Source organism: Cellvibrio fibrivorans (assembly GCF_031457055.1).
Classification (GTDB): domain Bacteria; phylum Pseudomonadota; class Gammaproteobacteria; order Pseudomonadales; family Cellvibrionaceae; genus Cellvibrio; species Cellvibrio fibrivorans.
In genome coordinates this window covers 34,420-60,806 of record NZ_JAVDVX010000010.1, presented here as the reverse complement: position 1 = coordinate 60,806, position 26,387 = coordinate 34,420, and the positions used below count along the sequence as shown (strand labels likewise).

Sequence of the window (26,387 nt, the reverse complement as noted above, 5' to 3'; positions counted from 1 at the left end):
CTGAGCGTTAGGCCTGCGCAAGTGTTAATACTAAAAGTTAGGTAAGTGTTTTGAAACGTGAACATATATTTGGCCTGCACTCGGTGCAGGCATTATTAAAAAGTGCACCGCAACGTGTGATTGAAATTTACATGGTGCAAGGTCGCAATGACCAGCGCCTGCAAAAAATTGTCAGTGCGGCGCAAAGCAATGGCATTCACTGTCAGGTAGTCAACCGCAATAAACTCGATGAGTTGGTGGGCGATGAAAACCATCAGGGTGTAGTGGCGATTTGCACGCCCGGTGAAACCTACGATGAAGCTTATCTCTTCAAGCTGATTGAAAACCTTAACGAACCGGCATTTTTATTGATCCTCGATGGCGTCACCGATCCGCACAACCTCGGTGCTTGTATGCGCTCGGCAGAAGCGGCGGGTGTGCATGCAGTGATCGCACCCAAGGATAAATCAGTCGGCATTACGCCCATAGTGCGCAAAGTTGCCTGCGGTGCGGCGGAAGTGCTGCCGTTTATTCCGGTCACCAACCTCGCGCGCACACTGAAGAATTTGCAGGAAAAAGGTATCTGGCTCTTTGGAGCGGCAGGAGCGGCGGAGCAGTCGGTCTATGAATGCAACCTCACTGGCCCGATTGGTATTTTAATGGGTGCTGAAGGCGATGGCCTACGGCGCCTGACGCAGGATACTTGTGATCATTTGATGAATATTCCTATGGCGGGCACAGTGAGTAGTTTGAACGTATCGGTTGCAACCGGTGTTTGTTTGTTTGAGGCAGTACGTCAGCGCCGTGTTTCGAGCGACTAAACCAGTTCCCCAGTAAGCCGTTATTTCCCAATCATCTATCCCCCCATTCTTTTTCGCGGTTGCGCAAAATTTTTATTCTAATGAAATAAAAATTTTGCGTAATTGTCATCTTTTGGTCATATACACGATTGCCATCGCCTGAAGCGGGTGATATATATGGCAACGTTGTCATGCGGAAAAATAAATGAAAGCCGCGCCAGAAATTATTGCTCAGGATTCACGGCCTGAGAGAAATTTCAGAAGGAACTCACCAACCGTTTAAACAGGATGGGTGTGTGTCCAAAAGTACGGACGGGCGTTGCGCCTTGCAGCGTCGAGTACTTGATCCCCGGAACCGCCAAAAAATCTCGTTGCATTGCATCAACAAAAAAGAAATTTTCGCAATTTCTTTACGGCATTCTTTTGTCTAAAAAAATACAAATACAGTGAGGGGTCTATGAAACGTTCAGTCATTGCACTTGCCGCCTTGGGCGCGAGTTTTTTATCAACCAGCGCGTTTGCAGTAAGTTGTGCCGGTTTTCCGGTGTGGAACAGCACCGCTGCTTACGGTGGCGGCACCCAGGTACAAGAAGCAGGAAAGGGTTACAAAGCCAATTGGTGGTCGCAGGGCCACAGTCCTGCTAGCTACTCTGGCCAGTGGCAAGAGTGGACACTGCTAGGTGCTTGTGATGGTGCTGTGTCATCTTCCTCGAGAAGTTCTGTTGCGCCCTCTTCATCTGCTCCGAGTAGCGTTGCGCCCAGTTCAAAATCCTCCAGTTCAATTGCTCCTTCCAGCTCATCAATTTCGGGTGGCAATTGTTCATCGCCACAATATGCTGCTGGTACCGCGTATGCGGCGGGTCAGTTAGTGCAGAACGCGGGGAGTGAGTATCGTTGTACCATTGCCGGTTGGTGCGGTTCAACTGCCGGTTGGGCGTATGCCCCGGGTACCGGCGCGCACTGGCAACAGGCGTGGGAGTTGGTGAAATCCTGCGGTGCCGCATCAAGCAGTGTGCTTAGCAGTGTTGCGCCCAGCTCAAAATCATCCTCTTCGGTTGCGCCCTCCTCAACCTCTTCCGCAAGTAGCACAAGCAGCCGTTCATCATCCAGCGTCAGCGGCAATAACCGCGTACCGGGCGATGCAGCAGCACTGCCAAAACATGCGTTGGTAGGCTACTGGCATAACTTTGACAACGGCAGCGGTGTGATTCGTTTGGCCGATGTCGATGCATCCTGGGATGTGATTGTGATCGCCTTTGTGGATGACGCCGGTAATGGTTCGGTGGATTTCCGTCTGGACCCTGCCTTGAACAAAGCGCAATTTATTGCTGATGTTGCTGCAAAACGCGCGCAAGGTAAAAACATCGTGCTGTCATACGGCGGTGAAAAAGGCACTGTGACTTTGAACAACTCCACCAATCTCGCCAACTTCGTTAACAGCACCGCGGCGATTATTAATGAGTATGGTTTTGACGGTGTGGATATCGACCTGGAAAGTGGTGCCGGTGTGATGCACGGCGCGCCGGTGATCAGCAACATGGTGTCGGCGATCAAACAACTCAATGCCATGTATCCCGATCTGTATGTCTCCATGGCGCCTGAGCATCCTTATGTACAAGGTGGTTATGTAGCCTACACCGGAATCTGGGGCGCTTATTTGCCGATGATCGACCAACTGCGCAACGAACTGGATTTGTTACACGTGCAGTTGTACAACAACGGCGGCTTGGCAACACCTTATGCGGCGCAAGCTTATCAAGCGGGCACAGTGGATATGATGGTGGCATCTGCGCGCATGTTGATTGAAGGCTTCCCATTGGCCAACGGTACTGCCGGTAACTTCAAGGGCTTGCGTCCTGATCAAGTCGCGCTTGGCTTACCGTCTGGCCCACGCGCTGCCGGTTCGGGCCAAGCGACTACCGCTGATATCAATAAAGCAGTGGATTGTTTGGTGAAACGCACCAATTGCAGTAGCAATACTCCACTGGCTGCCTATGCTGACTTCCGTGGTGTAATGACTTGGTCGATCAACTGGGATGTAAAAGATGGCCGTATCTTCTCAGTGCCTGTTGGTAATCATTTGAAAGCGTTGCCTTAGTAATTCCCTCGTGAGGGATAGCTCCCTCACAGTTCCAAACCAAAACGCCCGCTCTTAGCCGCGGGCGTTTTTTATTGATGATAACCTCTGCTATTCTTGCCCATGTGAATTCACCTGACGGATTCATTGCGTACGCTTGGCAAGCGGCTCCTACCTCATAACTCCAATAATCGGATTTTTTTATGCCCACATTTTTAAGAATGGTTAAGTTGCTATTGGTTGTGACCTTGGTTCACCTGGTATCCGCCTGCGCGCCTAAAGTAGGCAGTCCGGAGTGGTGTAAATCCATCGAAGAAAAACCCAAAGGCGAGCTCACCATGAATGAGGCTAAGGATTACGCCAAGCACTGCGTGTTCAAATAAGCCTGCAGAGGCCGTTGCATCCTATAATTAGAATCCACAGCCAGAGAGAACATCCCCTGCCACGAGGGTGATTGGCCGTGCTTACACGAGAAAGGTCTAATGAAAACCAACTTTCTAAATATCCACGACCTGGTGTTGGTCCTCACGGCAGTGGAGTGCTGTGTGTTGGCGGTTTTACTGAATTTGTTGCCTGCCAAACACGTTCAGCCGCGCCGTATCTTGTCCGGATTTTTTCTGCTGATTGCGCTGGTATTAACGACCACTCTGATTGTCTGGAATGGCGATTTAAAAACCACGCCGATTAACCATTCACCTTTTATTATTACGATCTTATCGGCCTGTTTATTGTTGCAGGGGCCGGTGCTCTATTTTTATATGCGCTCGCTCTCACAGAAAGTTGAATTACTGCGCTGGCGAAATTTGGTGCATCTCGTCCCATCATTGATTGCTGCAATTCTTTTAGTTGTGTTTGATATTAATAGTGTGGAGTGGCAGCCTGCGACAGAGTTGGCAGGCGCGGAAAATGCGGCGGTCGCATTTGTGTGGGCACTGGTGAAGCTTTCTCCGCTGGGCTACATCATCGCCTGCGTGATTGCTGAATATAAATTGCGCGACAATTTAAAACATCTGTATGCCGATATTTCGATGTCGGAATTAAAACTCGCCGATGTGGTGCTCGCGGGTTTTTGTCTGCATTGGCTTTGGTCGCTACTCGCCTATTTGTTGGAGGGGTGGGTAAGTGCATCGGTGAGCGATACGCTGGGTATTATCGATAACTATCTCACGGTTATGTTGGTGAATGGTTTGTTTGTATTTGGTTTGATCAACACCCGCCAATTACTCAGCGTACATGTCGTGCCAACCGCTAAACCGGTGCAGCCAACCAAGATGGATCACAAGGTTGCGATCATCGAAAAAGCCATTCACGAAGATAAATTATTTTTGGAAAGCAACATCAACCTTGAGCGCTTTGCTGAACAGATAGGATTAAAGCCGCGCGATATTTCCGCGATTCTAAAAATGCATTACCAATCGAATTTTTTTGAATTTATTAATCGCTATCGTGTAGAAGAAGCCAAACGTTTGTTGGTTCTGCCGGAGTTAAAAGACGAAACGATTCTGGAAATTATTTACAAATCCGGCTTCAACAGCCCATCTGCGTTCCACCGCTTTTTTAAACGTATGGTCGGAGTAACACCAACCGAATACCGGCAACGCGGTGATATAGCTAATTAATCAGATTTACCTTGAATGACACAAACAAAAAGCCCGTTAGATAGTTTATCTAACGGACTTTTTAATGGGTAAGTTTGATGCTGGACGGTTAAGGCAGTGCAACCGCCTTAAACCGGGCAACAACCAGCCCGCTAGCATCGCGCAATTCCAATTGGTCGCCATGCACCGTGTAGCCTGCCACTTTCGTCAATGCCTCATTAAAAGCTTGGGTTTGTTCTGCCCCCTCTGCGCAAGCCATTTTAGTTCCTGCCATTTCCCCTAGCGTAAGCTTGTCTCCCTCTAACAGGTAGCTGCCCATTAAACGGTTGCAACCATCTGAGCCGGATACGCGGTTTTCTGCATTGAAGGTAATGTGTGGTTCGCGCTGATTATCTATCACAGTGACTTCAGTGTCGTTGATCAGGATAAGTTTCCAATAAGTGTTGAGCAGCTCGCCATTGGGTGGGCTAGGTGTTTCTGCTGGCGTTACAGCCATTTCCGATGAGGCAGCCACAGATGAAACAGATGATGTGGGCGAAGACGAACTTTGGATTGTACTGTTTGGTGCATCGTCTTGTTTTGGGCCACAGGCAGTGTTAAGTAATACCACTGTCGATAATATGCCTAAGAATGTCTTGTTCATCGTGAAATTCCTTTGTTAATGGATAGTAAAAAATATCGCTGTCTTTTTAATAAATAAAATAAATGATGACTAACAACCAAGTAGTCGAATATCTCGATGTCTGAGTATAAGTCTGGTGTATCGGCTTGCTCGGTGCGCTACAGCACTTTCTGCCAATAACCCACATCGATCCAGCGCTCAAATTTGCGTCCCACTTCGGTAAAGTGCGCAATCTGCTTAAAACCAAAACGCTCATGCAATTTTGCGCTTGGCTCGTTGGGAATAGCTAAACAACCCAGTAATACATGGCAACCTTTTGCTTTAAGCTGCGCAATTAATTCTTCATACAGTGCACTGCCATAGCCTTTTTGTGTCGCATCATGCTTTAAATACACAGTAACTTCAGCGGTGTGTTTATAAGCACTGCGCTCTTTCCATTTACTTGCATAGGCATAACCCACTATTTCACCTGCATCCTCACACACTAGCCAGGGATAAAGTTGTGTGTAGGCCGCGATACGCTCGCGCATTTGTGCAACCGCTATCGGAATTTCTTCAAAGGTAATCACGGTATGTTCAATATAGTGATTGTATATGGCGCAGATGGCGGCGGTGTCGTTGGGGGTGCAGGGGCGGATTTTCATGTTAGTTCCTTTAGCGAATATCAGGTAGGTTTTCGTAGACTTCCGTTACCGTCGAGTACTTTTCCAATGTGGCGACAATCACCTGCATTGGATCTATCCAGATTTCCGGCAGATCATTTTCCTGCGGCTCTTTGATTGCAAAAGCGAGTCGTTCTTCCGGTGGTGTGAATTGCGCCGATACGCCGGGTTTATTTCCCCGTGCATCAACTCGATACCAACCAAAATCAGTTAAATAGATAGCATTGAGCCCATGCAAGCAGTAGGGCGCACCAGCAGTTCCTACGCTCAATCTTTGGTAGCACAATCCCGCAGGAATATTATTTGCTCGTAACAAAGCAGCTAATAAATGACTTTTTGCGTAGCAATAACCTGTGCCATGAATTAATACATCTGACGCTTTGCAAGTCACTGGGTTTTTACGAAAATCCCAACTGTGTTGAATTTCATCGCGTACAAATTCAAAACAGGCTTTGGCTAATCCCAACTCATGGTGATGCTCACTCGCGAGTTGCTGCGCTTTTTGCGCAACGCGAGGGTGATCAAAATCGATGTAATAGCTGGATGATAAATAGAGCGTTGGCTGTGTTGCTACTGCCGGCATATCGAATCCTTAGTCTTTAATGGTGTGAGCTATCCGATGGTCATCTCACTCTGTGAGGTTTAGGCTCCCTCACCATCGCCAGGTTGCTCATTAGTGGTGAATGGTAAGGGAGACTTCTGGCGACAGTAAAGATACGTCTGTAGCAATTAACCAATCTAATCATTAATAATCATGCCTGGCTTGGCCGCTTTTGGGTAAAGTAGCGTATTACACTATTAGCTAACTACAGCAACTGGTAACGGAGATTAATGATGAAAAAATATGCATTTGCATTAGCAGGTTTATTGATGGCAGGAGCGCAATTTGCGCAGGCGGATGAGTGTAGTTTCACACTTAAAAGCAATGACGCCATGCAGTTTGACCAAAAAGCCATTGTGGTCGCCAAAACCTGTAAGGAATTTACCTTGAATCTGGCGCATACCGGAACGCTGCCAAAAACGGTGATGGGGCATAACTGGGTACTGAGTAAGGCGGATGATGCCAAAGCGGTTGCTAGCGAAGGTATTGCAGCAGGCGTCGATAACCAATACGTCAAACCGGGCGATGCGCGCGTAATCGCGTTCACCAAGCTGATCGGCGGCGGCGAAACGGCGTCAGTGACCTTTCCGGTGAGCAAACTGGCGGCTGGTACTGCATACACTTTCTTCTGCTCATTCCCCGGCCATATCGCCATCATGCAAGGCAGTTTGACCCTCGCTCCTTAACTGCTCATCAGTAGCCTGTATTTATTACGGGCTACTGAATCCAATTTGCCTTAAATCGCGTCCAAGATAACAATAGCTTACTCACTTGGGGGATTTGGTATGTTGACGTTTATCTGCTGGTTATTATTGTGGGTTATCTGTTGGCCGTTGGCGCTGCTTGCTCTGGTGCTCTGGCCAATTGTCTGGCTGATCTCCATTCCCTTCCGAATTCTCGGCATCGCGTTTGATGCAGTGTTTGAATTTCTGCGCGCGATCTTGTTTTTACCTTCGCGGATTCTTGGGCATCGTCCTTGATGCCTAAGCGCTACAGGCTCTTGTGTGCAACAGTATGCGCATTAGCTTCCCAATTCTGCCCATCAAAATTCAAAATCTTTACGGATTTTGGTTGCGTAGTTAAACAGCGCAAATTCACATCCACACCATCCGGGTTTGAGCGCGGAATATAAAAGGGTTTGATACCACAGGTTTTGCAAAACGTGTGTTTGGCTACACCGGTATTGAATGTGTAAGTAGTGATGTTGTCCTCGCCACTGATAAGGCGAAAACTGCGCTGTGGCACAATCAAGTGCAAAAAGCCCGTCATATTGCAGATTGAACAATTGCAATTTTCAACTTCCACTTCGTCGGGTGCTTCCACTTCAAATTGTATTGCGCCGCAATGGCAAGTACCTTGGTAAATCATTTCAATCTCTCTTGTTTCTCGTGCTCAAGCTTTGTTTGGTAATACCTGTTTTTCAAATTGGCACATGGTGATTCTAACTGGCTAGGTGTGCTCACGCACAGAGGCTTGTTGCAATGCCGTGTAACTTAGGTGTTTTAACTAAACGATGAGTCACAACATGAGCAGTCAACAAGCGGTAAAGCAAGAAGTCGGTGTCTGGATCGATCATAAAGAAGCATTTGTGTTGTTCAACGGTGATGATAAAACCGATGTGCAATCATCTAATGATAAGCATATTCGTTATTCCGAACATGCCACAGAAGGAGCAAGTCCATCGGAAGATCAGCGCGAAAGGCGCCATGCTAATCGCCTTAATCAATATTACGATGAGGTCATACCGCATTTGAAAGACGCTACGTCTATTTTAATATTTGGCCCCGGTGAAGCAAAAGGCGAATTTAAAAAACGTCTTGAACTCAAGGGCTTTGCTAACCGTATTGTTGGTTGTGAAACCGTTGATAACTTGACTGCCAATCAAATGGTTGCAAAAGTTAAAACCTATTTTGCATAAGTTTTACCTTTCGCTTCATCCGGCGCTTCAATTTCAAACCGCATAGCGCCGGAATGATAGTTAACTTGATAGAAGATTTTTTCACTATTTCTTGACCGTGACGGTGGCTTCAAAATTGCTGCGAAATTGGCATCCGTAAGGCTCAGCATATTGTTGGGTTGGTGTTATGGTTTGCTTCTCTTCGGATATGTCATAGACATAGCGCTTGAATAATTTGGTCAATACCAATTGTTTGTTGTGAATTTTCCATTCAAGTGAAGCTATTTCTGTTCCATCTTCCAGTGTGCTTATGTAGGTTTTGCCATCACCCATAATGTCCAGAATATAATTTTTGCTGCAGCCAACAGAACCAAGCTCCCAGTCCAATATGCTGCTTTCTTCCAGGAATGTTTTTAAATCACCTGCTTGTTGCGTTGAATTGGCGATCACATAGAGACCAATATTTCCTTTGGTATATCGGTGTGCGCTAATTCCTTCGCCCAAACTAAACAGGCGTGATTCAGGCGCCGGTAAATTTAATGATTTTAAAATCTGTTCAATTTGTTGGTTGATCTGCGTTGAACGTGAGCTGTGAGTGTAAATGATATAAGCCCCTTCTTTGAGGGGCTGCATTGGCGTTGTCTGTTGATGAGCCTTCAAACCGGCATTGTTTAACGATTGAAGCAGTTGCTGTTGGGTCGGCTGATCAATTCCCGATGTGTAAACATGGATTTTTGTGGTGCTACAGGCCGCAATGAATAGCACTGATGTAATTATTAATACTTTCCACATTGTTTAGTGTCCTTTGATTTTCGGTGTTGCAGATATAGGAGCATCTGCGCTTTCTATCGCACGGGTACTTCCACACCATGTTCCTTCAAAATTTTCCGCACCTGATCCAGCGGAATAGCCTCCACTGTTTGACCATTGCCACTCTCTGTGGTCGCCATGAACAAGGCGTTGTAGACCGACTCTTCCACCGCATCCACGCTAGCCTGGAACACAGCACTCATTTGCTCATTCGCCAATTCGGTAGTCTGCAACCGCACCGCATCAAACTGGCGACGCACCGACTCTGCAGTCGAAAATGCCAGTATGTAATCGCCGCTACCGTTGGATGCGGAACTGCCGGTACGCCCCAATCCCATCATTCCGCGTGAGGCCAAGCGCTGCAGATTGCGATCCGATAATGGCGCATCGGTGGCAATAACAATGATGATTGAACCATCGCCGCGATCATCGGCCAATCCACGCGTATTCTCCCGGGCAGCGACTGCGTTCTGGAACGCATACCGATCCAACTCGCGCCCCACCGGCGCACCTTCCACCTGCAACACGCCGCCAAAGTTGGCCTGCACCAGCACACCTACAGTCCAGCCGCCCAGACTCTCGGGCAGTTTGCGCGATGACGTACCTATACCTGCTTTCCAGCCGAATGCCGTAGTACCGGTGCCTGCACCAACGCTACCTTCCTGCACCGGCCCACTCTTCGCGCTTTCCAGTGCAGTGCGTACCGCAGCAGCGGTAATCGGGCGTGCGCGTATGTCATTAAGTCTGCCGTCATTAGTCTCGCCCACGACCACATTCAGCGAACGTACTTCCTGCATATCCGGCTGCGCCAGCATCCACTCGACCATGGCATCGGCCGCCTTCCACACGCATAAGGTGCAGGTCAACAAGATCGGGCTTTCCAACTCGCCCAGTTCGTTGATCTGGGTGGTGCCGATGAATTTGCCGAAGCCATTGCCTACATGCAGTGCAGCGGGTACCCGTGAGCGGTAGGCATTGCCGGGGTGTGGCAGGATCGCAGTAACACCGGTGCGGACCTTATCGCCTTTCCGCAGCGTCACCTGTCCGACACGCACACCGGCGACGTCGGTGATCGCGTTGTTAGTGCCAGGACTGAAGATACCCGGTGCGACACCTAAATCACGTGCTCGTACTCGCGGTTCCTCCTGCGCAGCAGCGTTCAGGACGAAGAGCCCCGTTAACATCACAATCAATCGAAGGAAAAGATGATGCAGTCGGATCGAATGTAAAAAACCGCTTTTATTGCAGATCGAGCCGGTGCAGTTTTTTACTTCACATTTTATTGCGCTGCAGTGACAGGTACTTTGATAGATCATTATTAATCCCTTCTGTTTTAATTTATTAACAACACACACCGCGAGCAATTACACAATCTGCGATAAACACGGAGATGCGTAGATTATTCAAAGTAATTATCGGCTGTGAAAAAGTGAGGGGGGAGCCTACCCCAAAAACAAAAACGCCGCTACCAATCGCTTGGTAGCGGCAAAGCTGGGACGCTATTACTAACGTGTAATTAGGCCTTTTTGGTTTTGCGGCCTAATAAAATTCCGGCTACACCGAGCAGTAATAACGCGAGTGATGATGACTCGGGCACTGCGGTAGATTCATTGATGGTGAAGTTGTCCATGATGAAAAAATCGTTGCCAGCGGTACCGTCGATAGACGTTCCGCCCCAGGCGCGCATGCTAAGGGAGTTGATACCGAGGAAGTTAAAATCAAACCACTGCGCGGCGCTGGTGTTGACGACTACGGTTTGGGTGAACAACAAGGCGTTGTTTAAAAAACCGGTGACTTCGATGTTCAAACCATCATTCCAGCCTGCTGTTAAATAAGCGCCGTTAAAATCAAATTGATTGCCGGTGATGGTGCTGGTAGTAGCGAGAAAATTAAATGCGGCGTAATCGCCTGAGACAACACCGTTTTCAAAACCGGTATTGGGTAGCAGGTCTTTGTGGAAATAATTGACGTTCACCATATGTGATGAGCCCCAGTTAAATCCGTTATAGCCATCTGGGATTGCATCGAGTTCAGTTGCGGGTAAATCGTCGAAAGTGATAACGGCAGCTTGGGTGCTGAGTGCACTGCCGAGGCCGAGTGACAGTAACATTGATAATAAAAGTGATTTGGTCTTGTGCATGATTGTTTCGTCCATTAGTTGATTTTTAATAAAGCTTTTTTGTTTTGTACTTTTCTTTCTGTTGTTATGTAAAAACGCCGCCCGCAAAAATACGGGCGGCTTAGTGGTATGACCGAATAATGAAACTTTTTTTAATGAATTGATTTTTTAATTAAAATCCTGTCAGGCGCACCTCCCAAATTGAATAACCCCATTGGTTGCCAGCACTGCGCGCGGTGCCGTTAATCCGCACGTAGCGGTAGTTGCCACTTAGTGTGAGGGTGTCGGTACGAGTACCAAAAGCACCGCCGGTTCTGCTGGCGATATCGACCCAGTTAGCATTGTCATTGGAGGCTTGCACTGTGTAGTTCGCAGCATTTGCTGCTTCCCAATCGATCGCAATTTGGGTAAGCGTTTTTGCACTGCCCAGGTCGAAAGTAATCCAACTCGGATCAATCGCATGTGCTGACTCCCAGCGAGTGCCGCCATTTTTATCAATCGCATTGCTCGCCGCGGTTAACGCGGTGCTCGCATTCGCGCTCACCGGTGTTAAGAGGGCAGGGGCTGCGGTGCTTGATGCAGAACTGCTGCTGGCCGCCGCGCTTTGTGCAAAGACTTTCAATTCAAAGATTGAATAGCCCCAGGTGTTGCCGGTGCTGCGTGCAGTAGCGTAAACGCGCACATAGCGATAGGCGCCGCTGACTACATGGGTATCCGTGCGGTTGCCAAAAGCGGCGCCGGTGACGGTTTTTAAGGTCGTCCAGCTGGTGCCGTTGGTAGAACCTTGCACTTCATAGTTAGCGGCGTTGGCTGCTTCCCAATCGATAACTACTTGGGTCAGTGAACGATTGCTACCCAGATCCACCATCAACCAACTTGGGCTCACGCCGTGGTTGGATTCCCAGCGGGTACCGGCCACGCCATCAACCGCGTTAGTGGCAGGTTGGAAGCTGGTGCTGGCAGTGACCGGGCGACCTTGCGATACCAATACCGAAGTCGGTGCGCTGGAGCTGCTCACGCTGGAAGGCGTTGACGAGGGCGCACTGGAACTCGCTGCCGAAGAGGCTGGCACTGAACCGGTGAACGACACTGCAATGGTGTGGCTCGCGGAGATCGCGTTGAAGGTGTAGCTGTTCATCGCGCCCAGAGAAACACCGTCCACAATCACGTTGGCGACTTGTTGGCCCGCCGGTGGATTGAAGGTGTAAGTCGCCGAGTCAGTGTTGTTTTTGCTGTAACGGAGAGTGCCCGCTGGACTAATGCTGCCCGCGCTATCCAGGTTGATGGTGTAGATGCGGTGCGGTTTTAAATCCACTGCCATCAATTGCACATCAGCGACTTCAACTACCTGGCCAGCCGGTGGACGGAACCAGAAGCGGAAGTTGCGCTCGTTCGCCGGTGGATAAGCACTGAAACCGGTGAAGCCTTCATAGGTGCCATCGTTATTGCTGTTGGTCCAGTTGATCATGGTGTTGTTGGCGGTGCCGTATTCCACTTTGAACTGAGCCAAACTGCGCGGCGCGGATTTATCGCCTGCAACCAACACTTCTTTCACTTCAAAATCCGGGTCGATATTCACGCTCACCCACAGATCCTGGTTGTCTGCTATGCCGGGTTTACCGCTGGCTTTGTTGCCGGTTGAGCCGTCAACTGCACGCGCTGCAGCACCCCACCACTCAGTTTCCCAGCCGCTGCTGGCGCCGGTGAAATTGGTCGCGCTGATCGCAGGAACCAAGGGATCGCCGGAACCGATATAAGCGATTTCGCGGATCACCACATCATCGATAAAGGTAGTCGCATTGCCCATAGCGCCGAACAGGAAGGCGAGACGGCCAGCGTTATCACCACCGGTGAAGTCCAGGTTGAAACTGTAATTGCTCATAGTGGTTCCAAGCGCGACAGTTTGTAACAAATAGGTACCCGCCGCCGATGGATTCAACTGGTCTTCGGACAGACGTACTTGAATGTTGCGTGGCGATGCTGCACGGGCGCGGAAGCTGATTTGGTATCGGTAATTGCGTTTCAAACCAAAGCCTTGGGTGTGCAGCTGATAAGAGCCAGCACCAGTGCCTTGGGCAGCAGCGGTGATACGCGCTTCGCCATTGACAACAGAGTAGGCAGCACCTGAACCGTCGTAGTTTTCGCCCACCCAACCATTAAGGTCGGTAGCGAAAGTGCCATTGCCCAGCACGTTAATGGCGCGATCAACCAGTGCAGTACCGGCCGGTTTTGGATAGACATCGGCAACATCTTCAAAGGCTTTGAATTCCAGCAACCAGATTGGCTCGGCTTTATCGATACGCCCTTTGGTTACCAGTTTGACGTAACGGTAAGTCTTATTGACATCGAAGGTGTGGGTCGCCCAACCGACGCTTTGTTGGTCGGAGGTGCGGATAAATTCCCAGTTGCCGGTCGAGGTTTTACCGTAGATGTCATAGGACTTTGGCAGGTTCCAGCTCCACTCAATCCAGAAGTATTTGATCGGTTTATCCATGCCGTAGTCGATAGTGACCGAGTGCATATTGTCGTCGCGTGGTGTTGCCCATTTTGAGCCCACGTAGCCATCGGCCGCGTTCTTGGCGCTGTTGTCGCGGTAGGCGTTATCGCCTTCTTGCAAGTAGGCGTCCGCAGTGACCGACACAGGCGCCATCCAGCCTTTGAGCGGGTAGAAACCCTTGGTGTTGTTGCTTGGGCGGAAGAAGCTGTATTTGCCCTCGTCGGTATATTTTTTCCAGCTGTCGGTGGTTGGCAGCGGCCAGTGGGCGACGTAATCGACCAGGAAATCCGTACCGGTGCGGCCGATATTGGTGTTCATGCTCGCGGTATCGAGGTATTCGTATTCAGTCACGCCGTTGGTCACGCGGGTGTAGCCGGTTTTATTGGCCACGTTTGCGTCGGTACTGAACTTGTTGTAGTTGCCTACGTCCGGCCATTCCACATGGGTGATGGCGTGGTTAAGGATCATGCGCATGGGCGTGAGGTAGGGCCAGGGCTGGTCGCCACGCTCGGCTTTGGTCCAGCTGTAGGTCTTGACGCCGTTGATATAGAACTCGATGTATTCGGGAGTTTTGATCACACCGTAAGTGATGTACTGGTCGCTCGGGCTGATGCCCAATTGTGCGTAAGTGGTGCCGAACGGATTACCGCCATAAGCCGGGTAGGGCGCTGACCAGCGGGTCTGCGGGGCTTTGCTGGCGTTAGCACCGGTGAACTCGATGATGTCCAGTTCCTGGCAGGCAGTCCAACCTACATCCGGAAAATTACCTAATAACCACCATGCCGGGAATTCGCCGTTGCGCGCGGGCGGCATTTTGATACGGGCTTCGAATTTACCGAATACAAAAGTGGAGTCATCGGCGATTTGCGATTCGATCCGGCCGGCGCGGATAAACAGCGGCTTGCCTTGCCCGGTGGTGCCACCGTAGTAGTCTTGGATCTGGCCATCCATATAGCGGGCTTTCAGGTTCAGTACCTTGCCATCGCTCGCGCCTGCATCTGGCTGGCCGACGCGGAAAGTCCAGTCAGCGGCGGGGTATTCCACATCTTGATAATCAATATCTTCGCCGTTAACGAAAATGTTTTTTTCTACCAGCCATTTGGTGCGGTTGATGCTCACACCATCAAATTGATCGACAAAGCTGGTGTTGGCGTTGGGGCTTGCCCACCAGGCATCGTTGTAGGCGGTTTGGGCTTGGGTCGCGCTTGCGCCCAGCCCAAGGCTGATGATTACCGCAGTAAGTGGTTGTTTTTGTAGTAGGAAACGCATAGTTCCTCCAAGGGAATTATTTTTTATTGGATAAGGAGTTGATAAAAGCCGCACTGCATTCAGGCGGGTCTCACACGAGTGGCTTGTTATTGTTAAAACTGTCTGGCCTTGTTGTTCTTCCGTTAAAAAATCACCCGGCCTTGGCATTGCTGGCAATGCCGGGTGTGAAGCCTCCATCCCCGCCCGGTCAGCGGGAATGGATTGAGGGAGCTGTGGTAAATATTGTTGTTGATGTGATCTTGTTAAATTTGGTTTTTACCAACCCAGTACACGCACTTCCCAGATTGAATATCCCCACTGATTCCCCACACTGCGCGCGGTGCCGTTAATGCGCACATAGCGGTAGCTGCCAGCGATGGCGAGGGTGTCAGTGCGGTTGCCAAAGGTGCCACCGGTACGGGTAGCGAGGGTGGTCCAGTTGGTGTTGTCATTCGAACCTTGCACGGTGTAATTCGCCGCGTTGGCTGCCTCCCAATCAATTGCGATACTGCTCAGGGTTTTGGCGCTGCCTAAATCCAGGGTCAGCGATGTGGGGTCGAGCGCATGGGCTGATTCCCAGCGGGTGCCGCTGTTTTTATCAATCGCATTGACCGCTGGGGTTAACGCGGTGCTGGCGGTTGCGCTGGCAATATTCAGCGGTGCGGCCGGTGCCAGGCTGGAGCTGGCTGCCGAGCTACTTGCTGGAGTGCCTTGGGTATAGACTTTCAGCTCCCAGATAGAATAACCCCATTGGTTGCCCGCGCTGCGCGCGGTGCCGTAAATGCGCACATAGCGATAGCTGCCACTCACAGCATGCGTATCCGTGCGGGTACCAAAGGCTCCGCCGGTAACGGTTTTGAGGGTGGTCCAACTGGTGCCGTTAGTGGAGCCTTGAACTTGATAGTTGGCGGCATTTGCTGCTTCCCAATCAATTACCACTTGCGACAACGCCCGTGAACTGCCCAGATCAACCATGATCCAGCTTGGATCAACTGCATGTGCCGACTCCCAACGCGTTCCGCCATCGCCATCTACCGCGTTAGCTGCTGCGGTCAATGCGGTGCTGGCAGTGACGGGGCGACCTTGTGATACCAATACCGGTGGGCAGTTGGTGCAACCGGCAGAGCTTGAGCTGGCGATACTGCTTGGCGCTACAGAACTGGGCGCTACGCTGCTGCGCGAGCTGCTCAGTGGAGTGCTTGAAGGCGCAATGCTAGAAGGTGCAACACTGCTCGGTGCAACTGAACTGCGACTGCTACTTGCTACGCTGGATGGCGGTGCGATCGAGCTACTGCTGGTGGTAGACGACGAGGTGCCGACACTTGCCGGTGCATCCCTGTTGTATGCCATGACGCGGAAGTTATCGAAGTAGAAAGTACCGCTGCTGGCCACGCCGGGAGTAATGAGGAAAATCAATTGATCGACACCGGTGAAAGGTGCAGACGCTTTGTTATTCGCCCAATCGCCCAAGGCGGCCGCGAAGTTGTAGTTGAACTCCAGGGTTTCCCATTGGCCGGTTTTAGTGGTCTCGGTTTGGTAGAAACTGTGGCGGCCGACTTGCCAATCAGCTGGCGTAACCGCGCTCACTTGCAGCTCGTTTTCAAGGTTCATGGAAATGATCGTGCCCACTGGCGCTGTGGTGTAAACATCCACCGCGACGCGCACCATGCCATGTTGGGCATCCATCGCATCGGGAATACCGGTGATGCCATTGAATGCCAGGGTGTCGTAAGTCGCACCCACATCGCGCACATAACGCAGCACGTTTGGCGATGAATTCACCGCGTTAGGTCCCGGGTTGGCGACAATCGTGCGCACACCACTGGTGGCGGGGGCGGCTTTGATCGCGCCGTTGCTGGTGCCATCAAAGTTGGCGATGGTTTGTTTCAGGGTGTAGCCATTGTCTGGCCACACGATACGGACGTTATCCATGTAGAAATCGGCGGGGCGATTGAAGCCTGCTTCCACCATCAATACCAGATTATCGGCTTGGCTTGCGGCGATACCCGAATCCGGAGTGCCAGTAAAGCCCAGCTCAACCGTATGCCATTCACCGGCTTTACCAATGGTGCCTTTGAAGCGCGCGAGGCGGCCGGTATTGCCATCCCAACTCGGGGTGACACTAACTACCGTGTTGTTTTCCAGCCCGCCGCCGATCTCTTTGCCAAGCAGATTAGTGGCGCCTGCGGGGTAGTAGATGTCGGCAAAAATCTTGGCGCGGCCAGAGCGCAATTCGCCTGCGTTCAGCTTGCCGAAACCGGTGAGCTTGAGGTTATCCCACTGCTGGCTGGCATCGCGCACATAGTGCAGTACCTTGCTGGAAGTGTTGACTGCGCCCGGTGCAGGGTTATTAACAATAGCGCCGGAGGTAAGTGCCACGCCGTTTTGCAGGTGAGTAAGCCCTAACCCGCTTTCATAGGCTGCAAGTGTTTGGGTACGGCCTTGCTCGATGGTGACGGGTTTGCTGACCGTTTTAACGCTACAGCCGGAGTTGAAGGTTGCACTAATGTTGCCGGAGCGCGCTGAGTTGCCAATGGAGGCCACAATCTCACGTGTTCCCTGGCCGGACACAATGGTCACGCCCGCAGGAACAGACCAGTTGTAACTTGCAGTAGTAGGGCCATCGATGCGGTATTTTTTAAAGTTTTCACCGCGATACACATAGGTATCGCCCTCAACCGACCAGCTCTCGTCGTTTTTGTAAACGGCGACATAATCGACTTGCATCAATTGTTCAGGGCCTTCGCTGCCATCGGGGAAGCCGGGGAACCAGCCACCAATCGCCAGATTGAGGATCACATGGAAGGGGCGGTTGTAGAAAGAATCCCAGTTGGAGCGCACCGGGTTTACGCCGTCGAGCTTGGTGCGCGAGCTGGTGATTTTGGGTACACCGTCAATCGACCAGACCATACGGTCTTCGTACCATTCCACCGCGTAGGTATGGAAATCGGTTTTGGTGCGGCCGGCTTCGGGCACTATCAGGTTGTCCGGATTCGGCCAGCCGGTGTTGCCGTTGTAGGGCCAGTAGGCGCCATAGTGCAATGTGCCGCTGATATCTTCATGAGTGCCTGCGGCTTCCATGATGTCGATCTCGCCGTTGTTCGGCCAACCGTGACTATCGCGTTGCGATTCGGTAGACATCATCCAGAATGCAGGCCAGGTGCCAGAGGCTTTGGGCATGCGCATGCGCGCTTCGATCTTGCCATAAGTCCAATCCTGCGCATTTTTGGTACGCAGGCGGGCAGAGGTCCAACTTTTGCCATTGTAGGCTTCGCGGATTGCCTTGATGTTCAGCATGCCGCCACTCACCCACATGTTTTCGGGGCGATCGGTGTAGTACTGGAGTTCACCATTGCCACCGCCATCGCCATTCACTTCTTGCGACCAGTTGTTGCGGTCAATGGCTGTGCCGTTGAAATCATCTTTCCAAACCTGGTTCCAACCACAGGTTTGTGCTTGAGCAGCTTGTCCAATAAGCAGGGGTAAAAGTGCAATAGGGAGTAGCCCAATAGCATTGGCTAGCTTTTTCATTAGTGAAGCCTCTCATTATTGTTAGAGTTGAATGCAGTCAGTCGCTGCATTGGTGATCACTATTTCACCTCGCACAAGGGATAATCCTCCTGTTTTTTGCATACCAGATAAAACTGAGAAGCCCCACTTAGTAAAAATGCAAAGTGGGACGGGTGGGAAGGCCAGGTTATGGCGATAATTACGACTTGGATCACCCCGATCCTTGCACTCTTGTCGCTTATAATTTCACTCATAAAAACAACAGGACTGCCGGACCACCGGGGTGCCGGCTCAAGAGACAAAAATAATGAAGAATCTACTACTCAACCTGCACGAAGTGGTCATCGCCCTGACCATTCTGGAAGCCCTGATCCTATGTATCGCACTTGGGATCTTGCCCGGTGGAAGGAAGCAACCGCGGCGTTTGTTACAGGTTTTCTTCCTGTTGGTGGTGGGCACGCTGGCCACTACGCTGATCACCTGGAATGCCAGTTTCCAATCTATGGCGATTGCTAATTACCCATGGATACCTGCGCTGCTGTCAGCCTGTCTGCTATTGCAGGGGCCGGTATTGTTCTTTTATCTGCGTTCGCTGTCGCGCGCGATTGACCTTCAGCACTGGCACCATGGGGTGCACCTGGTACCTGCCTTGTTGGCCGTAGGGGTGATTTTTGCCTACGACCTCAGCATCTACGATTGGCTGCCCTGGCATTGGGCGGCTTTGTCAGTGGCTGATCGAGCGGCGCTGGCTTTTGTCTGGTTTTTGGTGAAGTGCTCCCCTCTTATCTATGTGCTTGCATGTTTCTACACCGAATACCGTTTGCGTAAGCATTTGAAGCAGATGTATTCCAGCATCGCAGAGCGCGAATTGCGTCTAGCGGATTGGGTGTTGGGTGGATTTTTTATCCACTGGCTCTGGTCATTTGTCGCCTATTTTCTGGGTGGATATGTCAGCGGCGAAACCAATGACCTACTCGGCATAGTGAATAACTACCTGACGGTGTTGTTAATTAATGGCCTGTTCCTGTTTGGCTGGCGCAATACCCGCGAGTTATTGCAGCAGGAATTGGTGGTGGCAGTAGAGCCGGAGAAGGATCGTTTGCAGGAGATGCCACAGGTTGATGAAAAGCGTCAGGCGGTACAGCGCGGTATCAGCGAATTGCGATTGCATCTGGAGAGCCAGATCAATCTGGAACGATTTGCTGAACAGATTGGCATCAAGCCGCGCGAGCTATCGACCATTATCAATGACCATCACCAGCAGAATTTCTTTGAGTTCATCAACAGCCAGCGAGTGGAAGAGGCCAAGCGCTTGTTGGCAGCGCCGGAATGTGCGGGCGATACAGTGTTGGACATTTTGTATAAATCCGGCTTTAACAGCCAATCGGCTTTTCACCGGTTTTTCAAGCGAATGGTGGGTATGACTCCGTCGGAGTATCGCAAGCAGATGTTGAAGCCAGTCAATTCGATTCCGGTACAGGCAAAATAAAAAAGGCCGCCCGAAGGCGGCCAATGACTTCACTTACTGGACTCTGTTGTTGTTAATTCGCTTTGCTGATGCGAATCCAATTGATGTTCCAACCGCCGGCGTTGGCTTTAATACCGAACTTGTGGCTACCCGCGCTCAGGTTGACGGTGTGTTTGACGGTCGTCCAGGTCTGCCAGCCACCGGTGGCCGGGATAGCGATTGTGCCGTGCACTGGAGCGCCACCCGCTTCCTCAAATGCCAGACTGCCGCCACCGTTTTGGCTGGCAACGCGATACTCGATCACATAGCTGCCAGTGCTGGGGATATTCACTGGCGTACCGGCGTAAGACAGCCAATCACCGGCATCGATATAACCCACATTTTTACCACCACCGGCATCAGTGGTATTTTCCAACTGGGTACCTTGTTGCTGGCTGTAATCTTCAGCTTGCAGGGTGGTGATCACTTGGCCTGGGTTGGTATCCGGAGGAGTGCCAGTACTTTCCACTTTTAACCAATTGATGTTGAAACCGCCAGTCACCGCGGCTATAGCGATTAACTGCTCTCCCGCTGGTAATACCACGTTGTGAGAAACGGTTTGCCAGGCTTGCCAGCCGCCAGTGGCAGGAACATTCACATTGCCGTAAACGGGGCTTCCACCGGCTTTTTCCAGCTGGAATTGTCCGCCGCCAGCAGACGCTGCAACGCGATAACTTATTTTATAAGTGCCGGTTGCAGGGACGTTGACGGAATAGGTCAGCCAATCGCCGTTGTCGATGTAACCCACGTTCTGGCCGCCGCCGGCATCGCTAGTGGTTTCCGTTTGTATTCCGCTAGCTTGGCAAAAGTTTTCAGCTTGCAAGGTATCGCCCACACCGGCTTTTTGGCAGGAACCGGTTGAGCCGCCGTCGCCACCACCACCTCCGCCACCGCCATCTATCGGCTTACGGCCAGCGAGAATTTCTTTCACAAATCTGCCGGATTCTTTCAATGAGCCATCGGCCCAGAAAAAGGATGAGGTTTCCACTTCGCCCGTCGCCTGGTCGCGCTCTTTGTCGTGGAACGCCCAGCCCGCATGGCTGATGCCGTTAGCGCGCAGGAAGTCAATCCAGGCCCAGGTTTCGGCGTGATTCACTGTGCCTCTACCATTGGCATGGCCTACGCCCCATTCAGTGGCAAACAACGCCGCGCCGTTGTTGAGCGCGGTCTGTGCCTTGGCGCGATAGGAACCACGGTGGCTATCGGCATAAAAATGGACGGTATAGGCCAGGTTAGAGACGTTGGCTTTGTTGGTTGATGCGACATCAACATCTTGCGACCAGTTAGGCGTGCCCATGATGATCAGGTTGTCGGGGTCGATCGCGCGGATTTTGCCACCCACATGCTCTGCATAGGGTTTGAGTACTGAGTGCCAATCCACACCCAATGGCTCGTTGTAGAGTTCGTAAATGACGTTGTTATGTTGGCCCCACTTTTGCGCCACTTGTTTGAAGAAGGCTTCTGCTGAACCCCAATTCTCGTGTGCTTTGTGGCTGTGATAGTCAACGATTACATACATATCGTTGTCGATGGCTGCCTGGATAACGGTATCGAGGCGCGCCATGTTGCCGTTCCAGTCATCCTGGATACCACCACCTTCCCCGTGGCCGATGGCGGCGCGGATCAGGTTGGCGTTGAATTCGGTTTTAGCGCGTTTGACCGCAGCGGCGGTATAAAACTTTTCTGCGCCCCAGCCGGTGTTACTCCAAAACAGGGAGACACCTTCAAGGCTGACAGATTTGCCACCAACCAGAACTTTGTTGCCTTGCACCTGTAAGGCCGGGACTGCAGCCATGGCCGCACTACAAAAAACAACACTGGTAAGACCGGCTACCAGACTTGCGAACAGCGTTTTACGTGGACGAGAGTGGTGCGCACCTGTGGCCGCGCAACCGTGACGATTATTGTTCATTATTATTCACCTGGGTTGTGTCATTGAACATGCCCCTGTAATTCAGGGGGCCTTGCCTATACAAGGTGATGTCATTTCAATCCTCGTGCTCGAGGCAAACCACCTACTTTAGGTTGCGACCTAAAGTGGTAAGTGCCACTTCATAAATATCTGCAGTAGTTCTCCACCGGAGAGATTCGCTGTTGTTCATGACTCACTCCATTTTTATCATTCTGTAATTTTCTAACCTTATGATTTTAAACACTTAAATTTATTAATCGAGATATCTGCACCTGTTTTATCAAAAAGGAAGTTACTGCTCGTTCACTTCCCTAGAGTGCAGTCATTCCCAGCGTATTAGCGCTTTTCAGGAGACTGCCATGTCCACACCATCAAACCCCGCCGCAGTGATAAGTGTCTTTTTTGATAACGACTGCGCTATTTGCCGGCGCGAAGTCGCTTTTTGTAAAACTCTGGATAAAGACCAGCGCATCGACTGGATTGACCTGCGCAGCCAGCGCCAACTAGCGGAGAGCATGGGCGCGGAATTTGAAGCGGCGATGGAACTGCTGCATGTACTGGATGCTCACGGCAAGATGCATATCGGCCTCGCGGGGCATTTGGTGATGTGGTCGTATTTACCGGGCTACCGTCACCTTGCCCGCCTGTTGCGTAAGTACCCGCGCCTCGCCGCCCAATGCGATCGTTTTTATCGCTTATTTACCCGCCTGCGCCCCGGCGCACTCAGACGCATCGACGGTGCGACCAACCTGTGTGAAGGGAGCCGCAATGAATAATCTCGATTCTCATCGTCATTCCCATGCCCATGCCCATGCTCTGCTTGATACGCAGTCGGTGCGCTGGAAGGATTTGGTCAAGTATCAGCGTTTTGAAACGGCGCGCGAGTTGTGCTTGCCCTTGCCCTGGTTGTTGTTAGCGGTCGTCTGCGGGCAGCAAGCAACGGCAGTGGGTGCGACTGGTTCGGTACAGTGGGGTTGGATCGTTGCGATGGGTATCGCTGTTATCTATGTGTTTATGTTGGGTTTGCGGGTAGCACACAATGCGTTTCATGGCACCTTGGGTTTGACGCCCAGCGGTGATCATTGGGTCATGGGGGTTATCAGTGTGATGATGTTGGGCTCATCCCATGCGATCAATTACACCCACATGTACCATCATAAACACTGCATGCAAAAAGGCGATGTTGAAGGCGAGTTGGCCACTCTGCCGTTTGGGCGAGCATTGCTTAAAAGCCCGATTTATCCCGTTTATATCCATATCGTTGCTTTGCGGGATGCGCCCAAGCTGCAAAAACGTTGGATACTGGCCGAGCTTGCCGTCAGTGCGTTGTTGCAGTGCATGATGCTCGTGTGGTTCGAATCGCCCGTGTATGGGCTTTACAGTTTGATGATGCTGGTGGCCAATTTATCGGCGCCCATGGTCGGTATTTGGGCAGTACATCGCCAGTGTGAGGGCTCAGCTGTCAATGCGCGCTCCTGTCGTTCCCGGGTGGTCAATTTTTTAACCTGCGGCATGTTTTATCACGCCGAACACCATTTGTTTCCAGCGGTGCCAACCCGCCATTTGGCTGAGTTAGCCATGCGAATTGACGCCACTGAAGTGAGGTTTTTGGGGGTGACTGAGCTTGGTTGATCGGGGCTCCTCACAGCCTGATTTAATAAATAGAGGGCACAAATAGCTCATCGGGAATCGGCGCGCGATAGTAGTCGGGGTTGTAAACACGGGCGGGTAATTCGACCCTTGGATGATCGACTTCGCCGTAGGGCACTTGTGACAACAGGTGGTTGATACAGTTGAGGCGCGCGCGTTTCTTATCGACCGCTTCCACTATCCACCAAGGTGCTTCAGGAATATGGGTGCGATCAATCATCACCTCTTTCGCTTTGGTGTATTGCTCCCAGCGGCGGCGCGATTCCATATCCATGGGCGATAACTTCCATTGTTTGAGCGGGTCATGCACCCGCGCTAAAAAGCGTTTGTACTGTTCGCTATCGGTGATGGAAAACCAGTACTTGATCAGGATGATGCCGGAGCGCACCAGCATCCGTTCAAACTCCGGCACAGTGCGGAAGAACTCTTCGTATTCGTCGTCGTTACAAAACCCCATCACCTTTTCGACACCGGCGCGGTTGTACCAGCTGCGGTCGAACAACACAATTTCACCGCCAGCGGGCAAGTGGGATACGTAGCGCTGGAAATACCACTGGCTGCGCTCGCGGTCACTGGGAGCTGGCAGGGCAGCTACACGGCAAGTGCGAGGGTTGAGGCGCTGTGTCACACGTTTGATCACGCCACCTTTACCAGCAGCATCGCGGCCTTCAAATAACACGACGACTTTTAGCTTTTTATCGACCACCCAATCCTGCAGCTTCACCAGTTCTGCCTGCAGGCGCAACAGTTCGCGGAAATAGACACGGCGATCCATGCTTGCACCGGTCTCCTCACCTTCAGCCAAGGCTTCCAGCCGGTCGTCATCAAGCTCCAACTCCAGCTCTTCGTCCAGGTTGTCGAGCATTTCCTCTTGTAACAGGCGCTCATAATCAATGCTGTAGCTGGGGGAATTATTCGGCATGGGCAGGCTCCGGGTGGATTGCGGGTTATTCGCATCACGCTAGGCTTATCTGATGACAAAATGATGACGGTATCGGGCCGTTGGGAAAGGGCAAGAAAGGCGTGGGCAACAATTAAAAAAGCCCGGCAATAACCGGGCTTTGACGGTACAAAAAGGTATTTATTTGCAGACTGCACCGGTGATGGTTGGAGTGGTGACATTTGCACCCGGTTTGCTGGCCTGGAACCCGACTTCTGCACATTGCCCGGGCTGAATGCTGCTGTTCCAGCTCAGTGGTGTCGCCGTGTAAGGGTTGGAGCCAGTCACATTGGCATTCCAGCTATTGGTAACACGTGTTCCATCGCTGTAATTCCAGCTAAGGTTCCAGCCATTGATTGCGCTGGTCCCGGTATTGCAGATGCGGATTGCACCGGTAAAGCCGTTGTTCCATTGGTTGCTCACGACTTGTGTACATTTGCCGCTTCCTGCACTTACTGAAGAGCTAGCACGCGAACTGGACGCGGGCGCTACACTTGAGCGCGAACTTGAGCTGGGGGCGATGCTTGAACGAGAAGACGAAACAGCTGCAATGCTTGAACTGCTGCGTGAGCTGGGTGCTGCCGAGCTGCCCGTACCGCCACTGTAACTCGGCCACCCGAGGGTAATGCTTTTGGCAAATGCTCCAGATGCGGTCAGCTGCGAAGTTGCCCAACTACCGTTCGGGCTAGCACCTGGCACTAGTGCCGATGCGCCTTCGGCCTTGTCGTTCAATGACCAATTGGCGTTACTGATGTTGTTGGCTTTCATAAAGCTGACCCACGCATTGGTCTCGCTGTTAGCAACGCCGCCATTTCCATCGGCGTTGACTGAACCCCACTCGGTCACAAACAGGGCGATGCCATTATTGAGTGCGGTGGTGGCTTTATCGCGCAGCGATTGGCCATGGGTGCCGGCGTAGAAATGCAGGGTGTAGGCAATGTTGGTACCAGCGATAGGATCGCGTGAGGCGGCATCCACATCCTGTGACCAGGTGGGTGTGCCCACGATAATCAGGTTATCCGGGTCAATCGCGCGTATGGCGGCGATCACATCTTGCGCATAGGGTTTGATCACACTGCTCCATGACACTTGCAGCGGCTCATTATAGATCTCGTAAATTACGTGGTTTTTGTTGCCGTATTTGGTCGCCATCTCTTTGAAGAATGCGATGGATTGGGTTTTGTATTGGTGGGCGTTGTGGGAGTGCCAGTCGATGATGACATACATGTCATTGGCGATCGCGGCGTCAACGACAGTCATTACGCGGGTTTTATTCGCTGGATCAGTTAGATAACCGCCGGCATCTTCTACACCCATAGCGGCGCGAATCAACTTGGCATTCCAATCGGTTTTGAGCCAGGAAACGGCTTGGGCGTTATAAAATTTTTCGCCGCCCCAACCGGTATTGCTCCAGAACATGCTCATGCCAGAAAAACTGGCGGGTTGGCCACCGGCAAGAATTTTATTGCCTTGTACCGAGAGGGGCGCTACATCGGCAATGGCATGACCCGCTTGGGCAACCAAAGCGACTGTGGCAGCGACACGGGTGAATTTGCGAATTGAATGGGAAATGCCTGCCAACGGGCTATTTAAGAGTTTTTTCATTATTAGAGTCTCAGAGGAAGTTTGCCGTGTTAATCAGATCCCGCAAGTTAGAGGATGCTGGATCCAGGTTGACTCTGTGGGTTTTTCTCCGCCAGTGGGGCGGCTTATTATTTATCGGCTTCCCTGTGCCCGAGAGTTCCACCTAGTATAGGTAGGCAGTTGAAATGATGATTATTGTGCCACAAGGGTAACGCAGGATTATTTACTAAAAATCCGGAATATCCATTGGGTTATGCGTGTTATTGCTCATATTCACCCACAGGTAAACGCATTTTTAATCGATGAAACCGGTTCCTGACATCGCTGTCATTATATTGTTGGCTGCTATCGATTGCTTGGTTTGGCGTGATCAT

22 protein-coding genes are annotated in these 26,387 nt (G+C 51.3%); 10 read left to right on the top strand and 12 right to left on the bottom strand.

Translation table 11 applies throughout. The features are described 5' to 3' along the window. Positions 1-50 precede the first annotated feature (50 nt). From rlmB to J2X05_RS20240, 4 genes are all read left to right on the top strand, one after another. A complete protein-coding gene (gene rlmB, locus J2X05_RS20255; RefSeq protein ID WP_310076119.1) occupies positions 51-800 on the top strand; it encodes a 23S rRNA (guanosine(2251)-2'-O)-methyltransferase RlmB in 750 nt (249 codons plus the stop codon). Between the two features lie 436 nt (positions 801-1,236). Further along, complete coding sequence (locus J2X05_RS20250) at positions 1,237-2,877, top strand: glycosyl hydrolase family 18 protein (protein WP_310076117.1); 1,641 nt, start codon at positions 1,237-1,239, stop codon at positions 2,875-2,877. 182 nt (positions 2,878-3,059) lie between these two features. Then, the gene (locus J2X05_RS20245; RefSeq protein WP_310076115.1) at positions 3,060-3,239 is read left to right on the top strand and encodes a DUF3012 domain-containing protein; all 180 of its coding nucleotides are present in this window, start codon (positions 3,060-3,062) and stop codon (positions 3,237-3,239) included. Between the two features lie 99 nt (positions 3,240-3,338). Then, positions 3,339-4,475 (top strand): helix-turn-helix domain-containing protein, encoded by a 1,137-nt coding sequence (locus tag J2X05_RS20240; protein WP_310076112.1) that lies wholly within the window; start codon positions 3,339-3,341, stop codon positions 4,473-4,475. 88 nt (positions 4,476-4,563) lie between these two features. Here J2X05_RS20240 and J2X05_RS20235 read toward each other — a convergent pair whose 3' ends face one another. The 3 genes from J2X05_RS20235 to J2X05_RS20225 form a co-directional block, all read right to left on the bottom strand. Continuing rightward, positions 4,564-5,097 (bottom strand): META domain-containing protein, encoded by a 534-nt coding sequence (locus tag J2X05_RS20235; protein ID WP_310076109.1) that lies wholly within the window; start codon positions 5,095-5,097, stop codon positions 4,564-4,566. A gap of 137 nt (positions 5,098-5,234) precedes the next feature. Continuing rightward, positions 5,235-5,720: an arsinothricin resistance N-acetyltransferase ArsN1 family B gene (locus J2X05_RS20230; RefSeq protein ID WP_310076107.1), complete on the bottom strand. Its 486-nt coding sequence runs from the start codon at positions 5,718-5,720 to the stop codon at positions 5,235-5,237. 10 nt (positions 5,721-5,730) lie between these two features. Next, the gene (locus tag J2X05_RS20225; RefSeq protein WP_310076105.1) at positions 5,731-6,321 is read right to left on the bottom strand and encodes a transglutaminase-like domain-containing protein; all 591 of its coding nucleotides are present in this window, start codon (positions 6,319-6,321) and stop codon (positions 5,731-5,733) included. Between the two features lie 248 nt (positions 6,322-6,569). On the opposite strand from J2X05_RS20225, the gene azu reads away from it, so the two are divergent. Together azu and J2X05_RS20215 are read left to right on the top strand one after the other, a co-directional pair. Continuing rightward, entirely contained in the window at positions 6,570-7,025 is a 456-nt protein-coding gene (azu, locus tag J2X05_RS20220) for an azurin (protein WP_310076103.1), read from the top strand. Positions 7,026-7,124: 99 nt separating this feature from the next. Next, positions 7,125-7,319: a hypothetical protein gene (locus J2X05_RS20215; protein ID WP_310076101.1), complete on the top strand. Its 195-nt coding sequence runs from the start codon at positions 7,125-7,127 to the stop codon at positions 7,317-7,319. Positions 7,320-7,329: 10 nt separating this feature from the next. Here the strand turns inward: J2X05_RS20215 and J2X05_RS20210 are convergent, their stop codons facing one another. Beyond that, positions 7,330-7,707 carry a GFA family protein gene (locus tag J2X05_RS20210; protein WP_310076099.1) on the bottom strand — a complete coding sequence of 126 codons (378 nt, stop codon included), beginning with the start codon at positions 7,705-7,707 and terminating at the stop codon, positions 7,330-7,332. 157 nt (positions 7,708-7,864) lie between these two features. Here J2X05_RS20210 and J2X05_RS20205 point away from each other — a divergent pair, with 157 nt between their 5' ends. After that, complete coding sequence (locus J2X05_RS20205) at positions 7,865-8,257, top strand: hypothetical protein (protein WP_310076097.1); 393 nt, start codon at positions 7,865-7,867, stop codon at positions 8,255-8,257. Between the two features lie 84 nt (positions 8,258-8,341). On the opposite strand, the gene J2X05_RS20200 is transcribed toward J2X05_RS20205, so the two are convergent. From J2X05_RS20200 to J2X05_RS20180, 5 genes are all read right to left on the bottom strand, one after another. Then, the gene (locus J2X05_RS20200; RefSeq protein WP_310076095.1) at positions 8,342-8,869 is read right to left on the bottom strand and encodes a hypothetical protein; all 528 of its coding nucleotides are present in this window, start codon (positions 8,867-8,869) and stop codon (positions 8,342-8,344) included. A gap of 212 nt (positions 8,870-9,081) precedes the next feature. Further along, positions 9,082-10,230 carry a DmpA family aminopeptidase gene (locus J2X05_RS20195; RefSeq protein ID WP_310076092.1) on the bottom strand — a complete coding sequence of 383 codons (1,149 nt, stop codon included), beginning with the start codon at positions 10,228-10,230 and terminating at the stop codon, positions 9,082-9,084. A 332-nt stretch (positions 10,231-10,562) separates the two neighbouring features. After that, on the bottom strand, positions 10,563-11,186 hold the full coding sequence (locus J2X05_RS20190; protein ID WP_310076091.1) for a PEP-CTERM sorting domain-containing protein: 624 nt from the start codon (positions 11,184-11,186) through the stop codon (positions 10,563-10,565). Between the two features lie 151 nt (positions 11,187-11,337). Next, on the bottom strand, positions 11,338-14,931 hold the full coding sequence (locus J2X05_RS20185) for a discoidin domain-containing protein (RefSeq protein WP_310076089.1): 3,594 nt from the start codon (positions 14,929-14,931) through the stop codon (positions 11,338-11,340). Between the two features lie 255 nt (positions 14,932-15,186). After that, entirely contained in the window at positions 15,187-18,441 is a 3,255-nt protein-coding gene (locus J2X05_RS20180) for a galactose-binding domain-containing protein (protein WP_310076087.1), read from the bottom strand. A gap of 286 nt (positions 18,442-18,727) precedes the next feature. On the opposite strand from J2X05_RS20180, the gene J2X05_RS20175 reads away from it, so the two are divergent. Next, positions 18,728-19,909, top strand: a complete 1,182-nt coding sequence (locus J2X05_RS20175) for an AraC family transcriptional regulator (protein WP_310076084.1) — start codon at positions 18,728-18,730, stop codon at positions 19,907-19,909. Between the two features lie 52 nt (positions 19,910-19,961). Here the strand turns inward: J2X05_RS20175 and J2X05_RS20170 are convergent, their stop codons facing one another. Further along, the gene (locus J2X05_RS20170; RefSeq protein ID WP_310076081.1) at positions 19,962-21,839 is read right to left on the bottom strand and encodes a carbohydrate-binding protein; all 1,878 of its coding nucleotides are present in this window, start codon (positions 21,837-21,839) and stop codon (positions 19,962-19,964) included. A gap of 359 nt (positions 21,840-22,198) precedes the next feature. Here J2X05_RS20170 and J2X05_RS20165 point away from each other — a divergent pair, with 359 nt between their 5' ends. Together J2X05_RS20165 and J2X05_RS20160 are read left to right on the top strand one after the other, a co-directional pair. Continuing rightward, the gene (locus J2X05_RS20165) at positions 22,199-22,615 is read left to right on the top strand and encodes a thiol-disulfide oxidoreductase DCC family protein (protein ID WP_310076078.1); all 417 of its coding nucleotides are present in this window, start codon (positions 22,199-22,201) and stop codon (positions 22,613-22,615) included. Further along, positions 22,608-23,471: a fatty acid desaturase family protein gene (locus tag J2X05_RS20160; RefSeq protein ID WP_310076076.1), complete on the top strand. Its 864-nt coding sequence runs from the start codon at positions 22,608-22,610 to the stop codon at positions 23,469-23,471. Before J2X05_RS20165 ends, J2X05_RS20160 begins: the two co-directional genes overlap by 8 nt. A gap of 22 nt (positions 23,472-23,493) precedes the next feature. Here J2X05_RS20160 and ppk2 read toward each other — a convergent pair whose 3' ends face one another. Together ppk2 and J2X05_RS20150 are read right to left on the bottom strand one after the other, a co-directional pair. After that, complete coding sequence (ppk2, locus tag J2X05_RS20155) at positions 23,494-24,411, bottom strand: polyphosphate kinase 2 (RefSeq protein ID WP_310076073.1); 918 nt, start codon at positions 24,409-24,411, stop codon at positions 23,494-23,496. A 159-nt stretch (positions 24,412-24,570) separates the two neighbouring features. Next, entirely contained in the window at positions 24,571-26,034 is a 1,464-nt protein-coding gene (locus tag J2X05_RS20150) for a cellulase family glycosylhydrolase (RefSeq protein ID WP_310076071.1), read from the bottom strand. Positions 26,035-26,387: the final 353 nt, after the last annotated feature.

Coding starts and splice junctions, on each gene's coding strand:
- J2X05_RS20250 (WP_310076117.1), top strand. CDS start 1,237: ATGAAACGTTCAGTCATTGCACTTGCCGCCTTGGGCGCGAGTTTTTTA.
- J2X05_RS20245 (WP_310076115.1), top strand. CDS start 3,060: ATGCCCACATTTTTAAGAATGGTTAAGTTGCTATTGGTTGTGACCTTG.
- J2X05_RS20240 (WP_310076112.1), top strand. CDS start 3,339: ATGAAAACCAACTTTCTAAATATCCACGACCTGGTGTTGGTCCTCACG.
- J2X05_RS20235 (WP_310076109.1), bottom strand. CDS start 5,097: ATGAACAAGACATTCTTAGGCATATTATCGACAGTGGTATTACTTAAC.
- J2X05_RS20230 (WP_310076107.1), bottom strand. CDS start 5,720: ATGAAAATCCGCCCCTGCACCCCCAACGACACCGCCGCCATCTGCGCC.
- J2X05_RS20225 (WP_310076105.1), bottom strand. CDS start 6,321: ATGCCGGCAGTAGCAACACAGCCAACGCTCTATTTATCATCCAGCTAT.
- azu (WP_310076103.1), top strand. CDS start 6,570: ATGATGAAAAAATATGCATTTGCATTAGCAGGTTTATTGATGGCAGGA.
- J2X05_RS20215 (WP_310076101.1), top strand. CDS start 7,125: ATGTTGACGTTTATCTGCTGGTTATTATTGTGGGTTATCTGTTGGCCG.
- J2X05_RS20210 (WP_310076099.1), bottom strand. CDS start 7,707: ATGATTTACCAAGGTACTTGCCATTGCGGCGCAATACAATTTGAAGTG.
- J2X05_RS20205 (WP_310076097.1), top strand. CDS start 7,865: ATGAGCAGTCAACAAGCGGTAAAGCAAGAAGTCGGTGTCTGGATCGAT.
- J2X05_RS20200 (WP_310076095.1), bottom strand. CDS start 8,869: ATGCAGCCCCTCAAAGAAGGGGCTTATATCATTTACACTCACAGCTCA.
- J2X05_RS20195 (WP_310076092.1), bottom strand. CDS start 10,230: ATGTTAACGGGGCTCTTCGTCCTGAACGCTGCTGCGCAGGAGGAACCG.
- J2X05_RS20190 (WP_310076091.1), bottom strand. CDS start 11,186: ATGCACAAGACCAAATCACTTTTATTATCAATGTTACTGTCACTCGGC.
- J2X05_RS20185 (WP_310076089.1), bottom strand. CDS start 14,931: ATGCGTTTCCTACTACAAAAACAACCACTTACTGCGGTAATCATCAGC.
- J2X05_RS20180 (WP_310076087.1), bottom strand. CDS start 18,441: ATGAAAAAGCTAGCCAATGCTATTGGGCTACTCCCTATTGCACTTTTA.
- J2X05_RS20175 (WP_310076084.1), top strand. CDS start 18,728: ATGAAGAATCTACTACTCAACCTGCACGAAGTGGTCATCGCCCTGACC.
- J2X05_RS20170 (WP_310076081.1), bottom strand. CDS start 21,839: ATGAACAATAATCGTCACGGTTGCGCGGCCACAGGTGCGCACCACTCT.
- J2X05_RS20165 (WP_310076078.1), top strand. CDS start 22,199: ATGTCCACACCATCAAACCCCGCCGCAGTGATAAGTGTCTTTTTTGAT.
- J2X05_RS20160 (WP_310076076.1), top strand. CDS start 22,608: ATGAATAATCTCGATTCTCATCGTCATTCCCATGCCCATGCCCATGCT.
- ppk2 (WP_310076073.1), bottom strand. CDS start 24,411: ATGCCGAATAATTCCCCCAGCTACAGCATTGATTATGAGCGCCTGTTA.
- J2X05_RS20150 (WP_310076071.1), bottom strand. CDS start 26,034: ATGAAAAAACTCTTAAATAGCCCGTTGGCAGGCATTTCCCATTCAATT.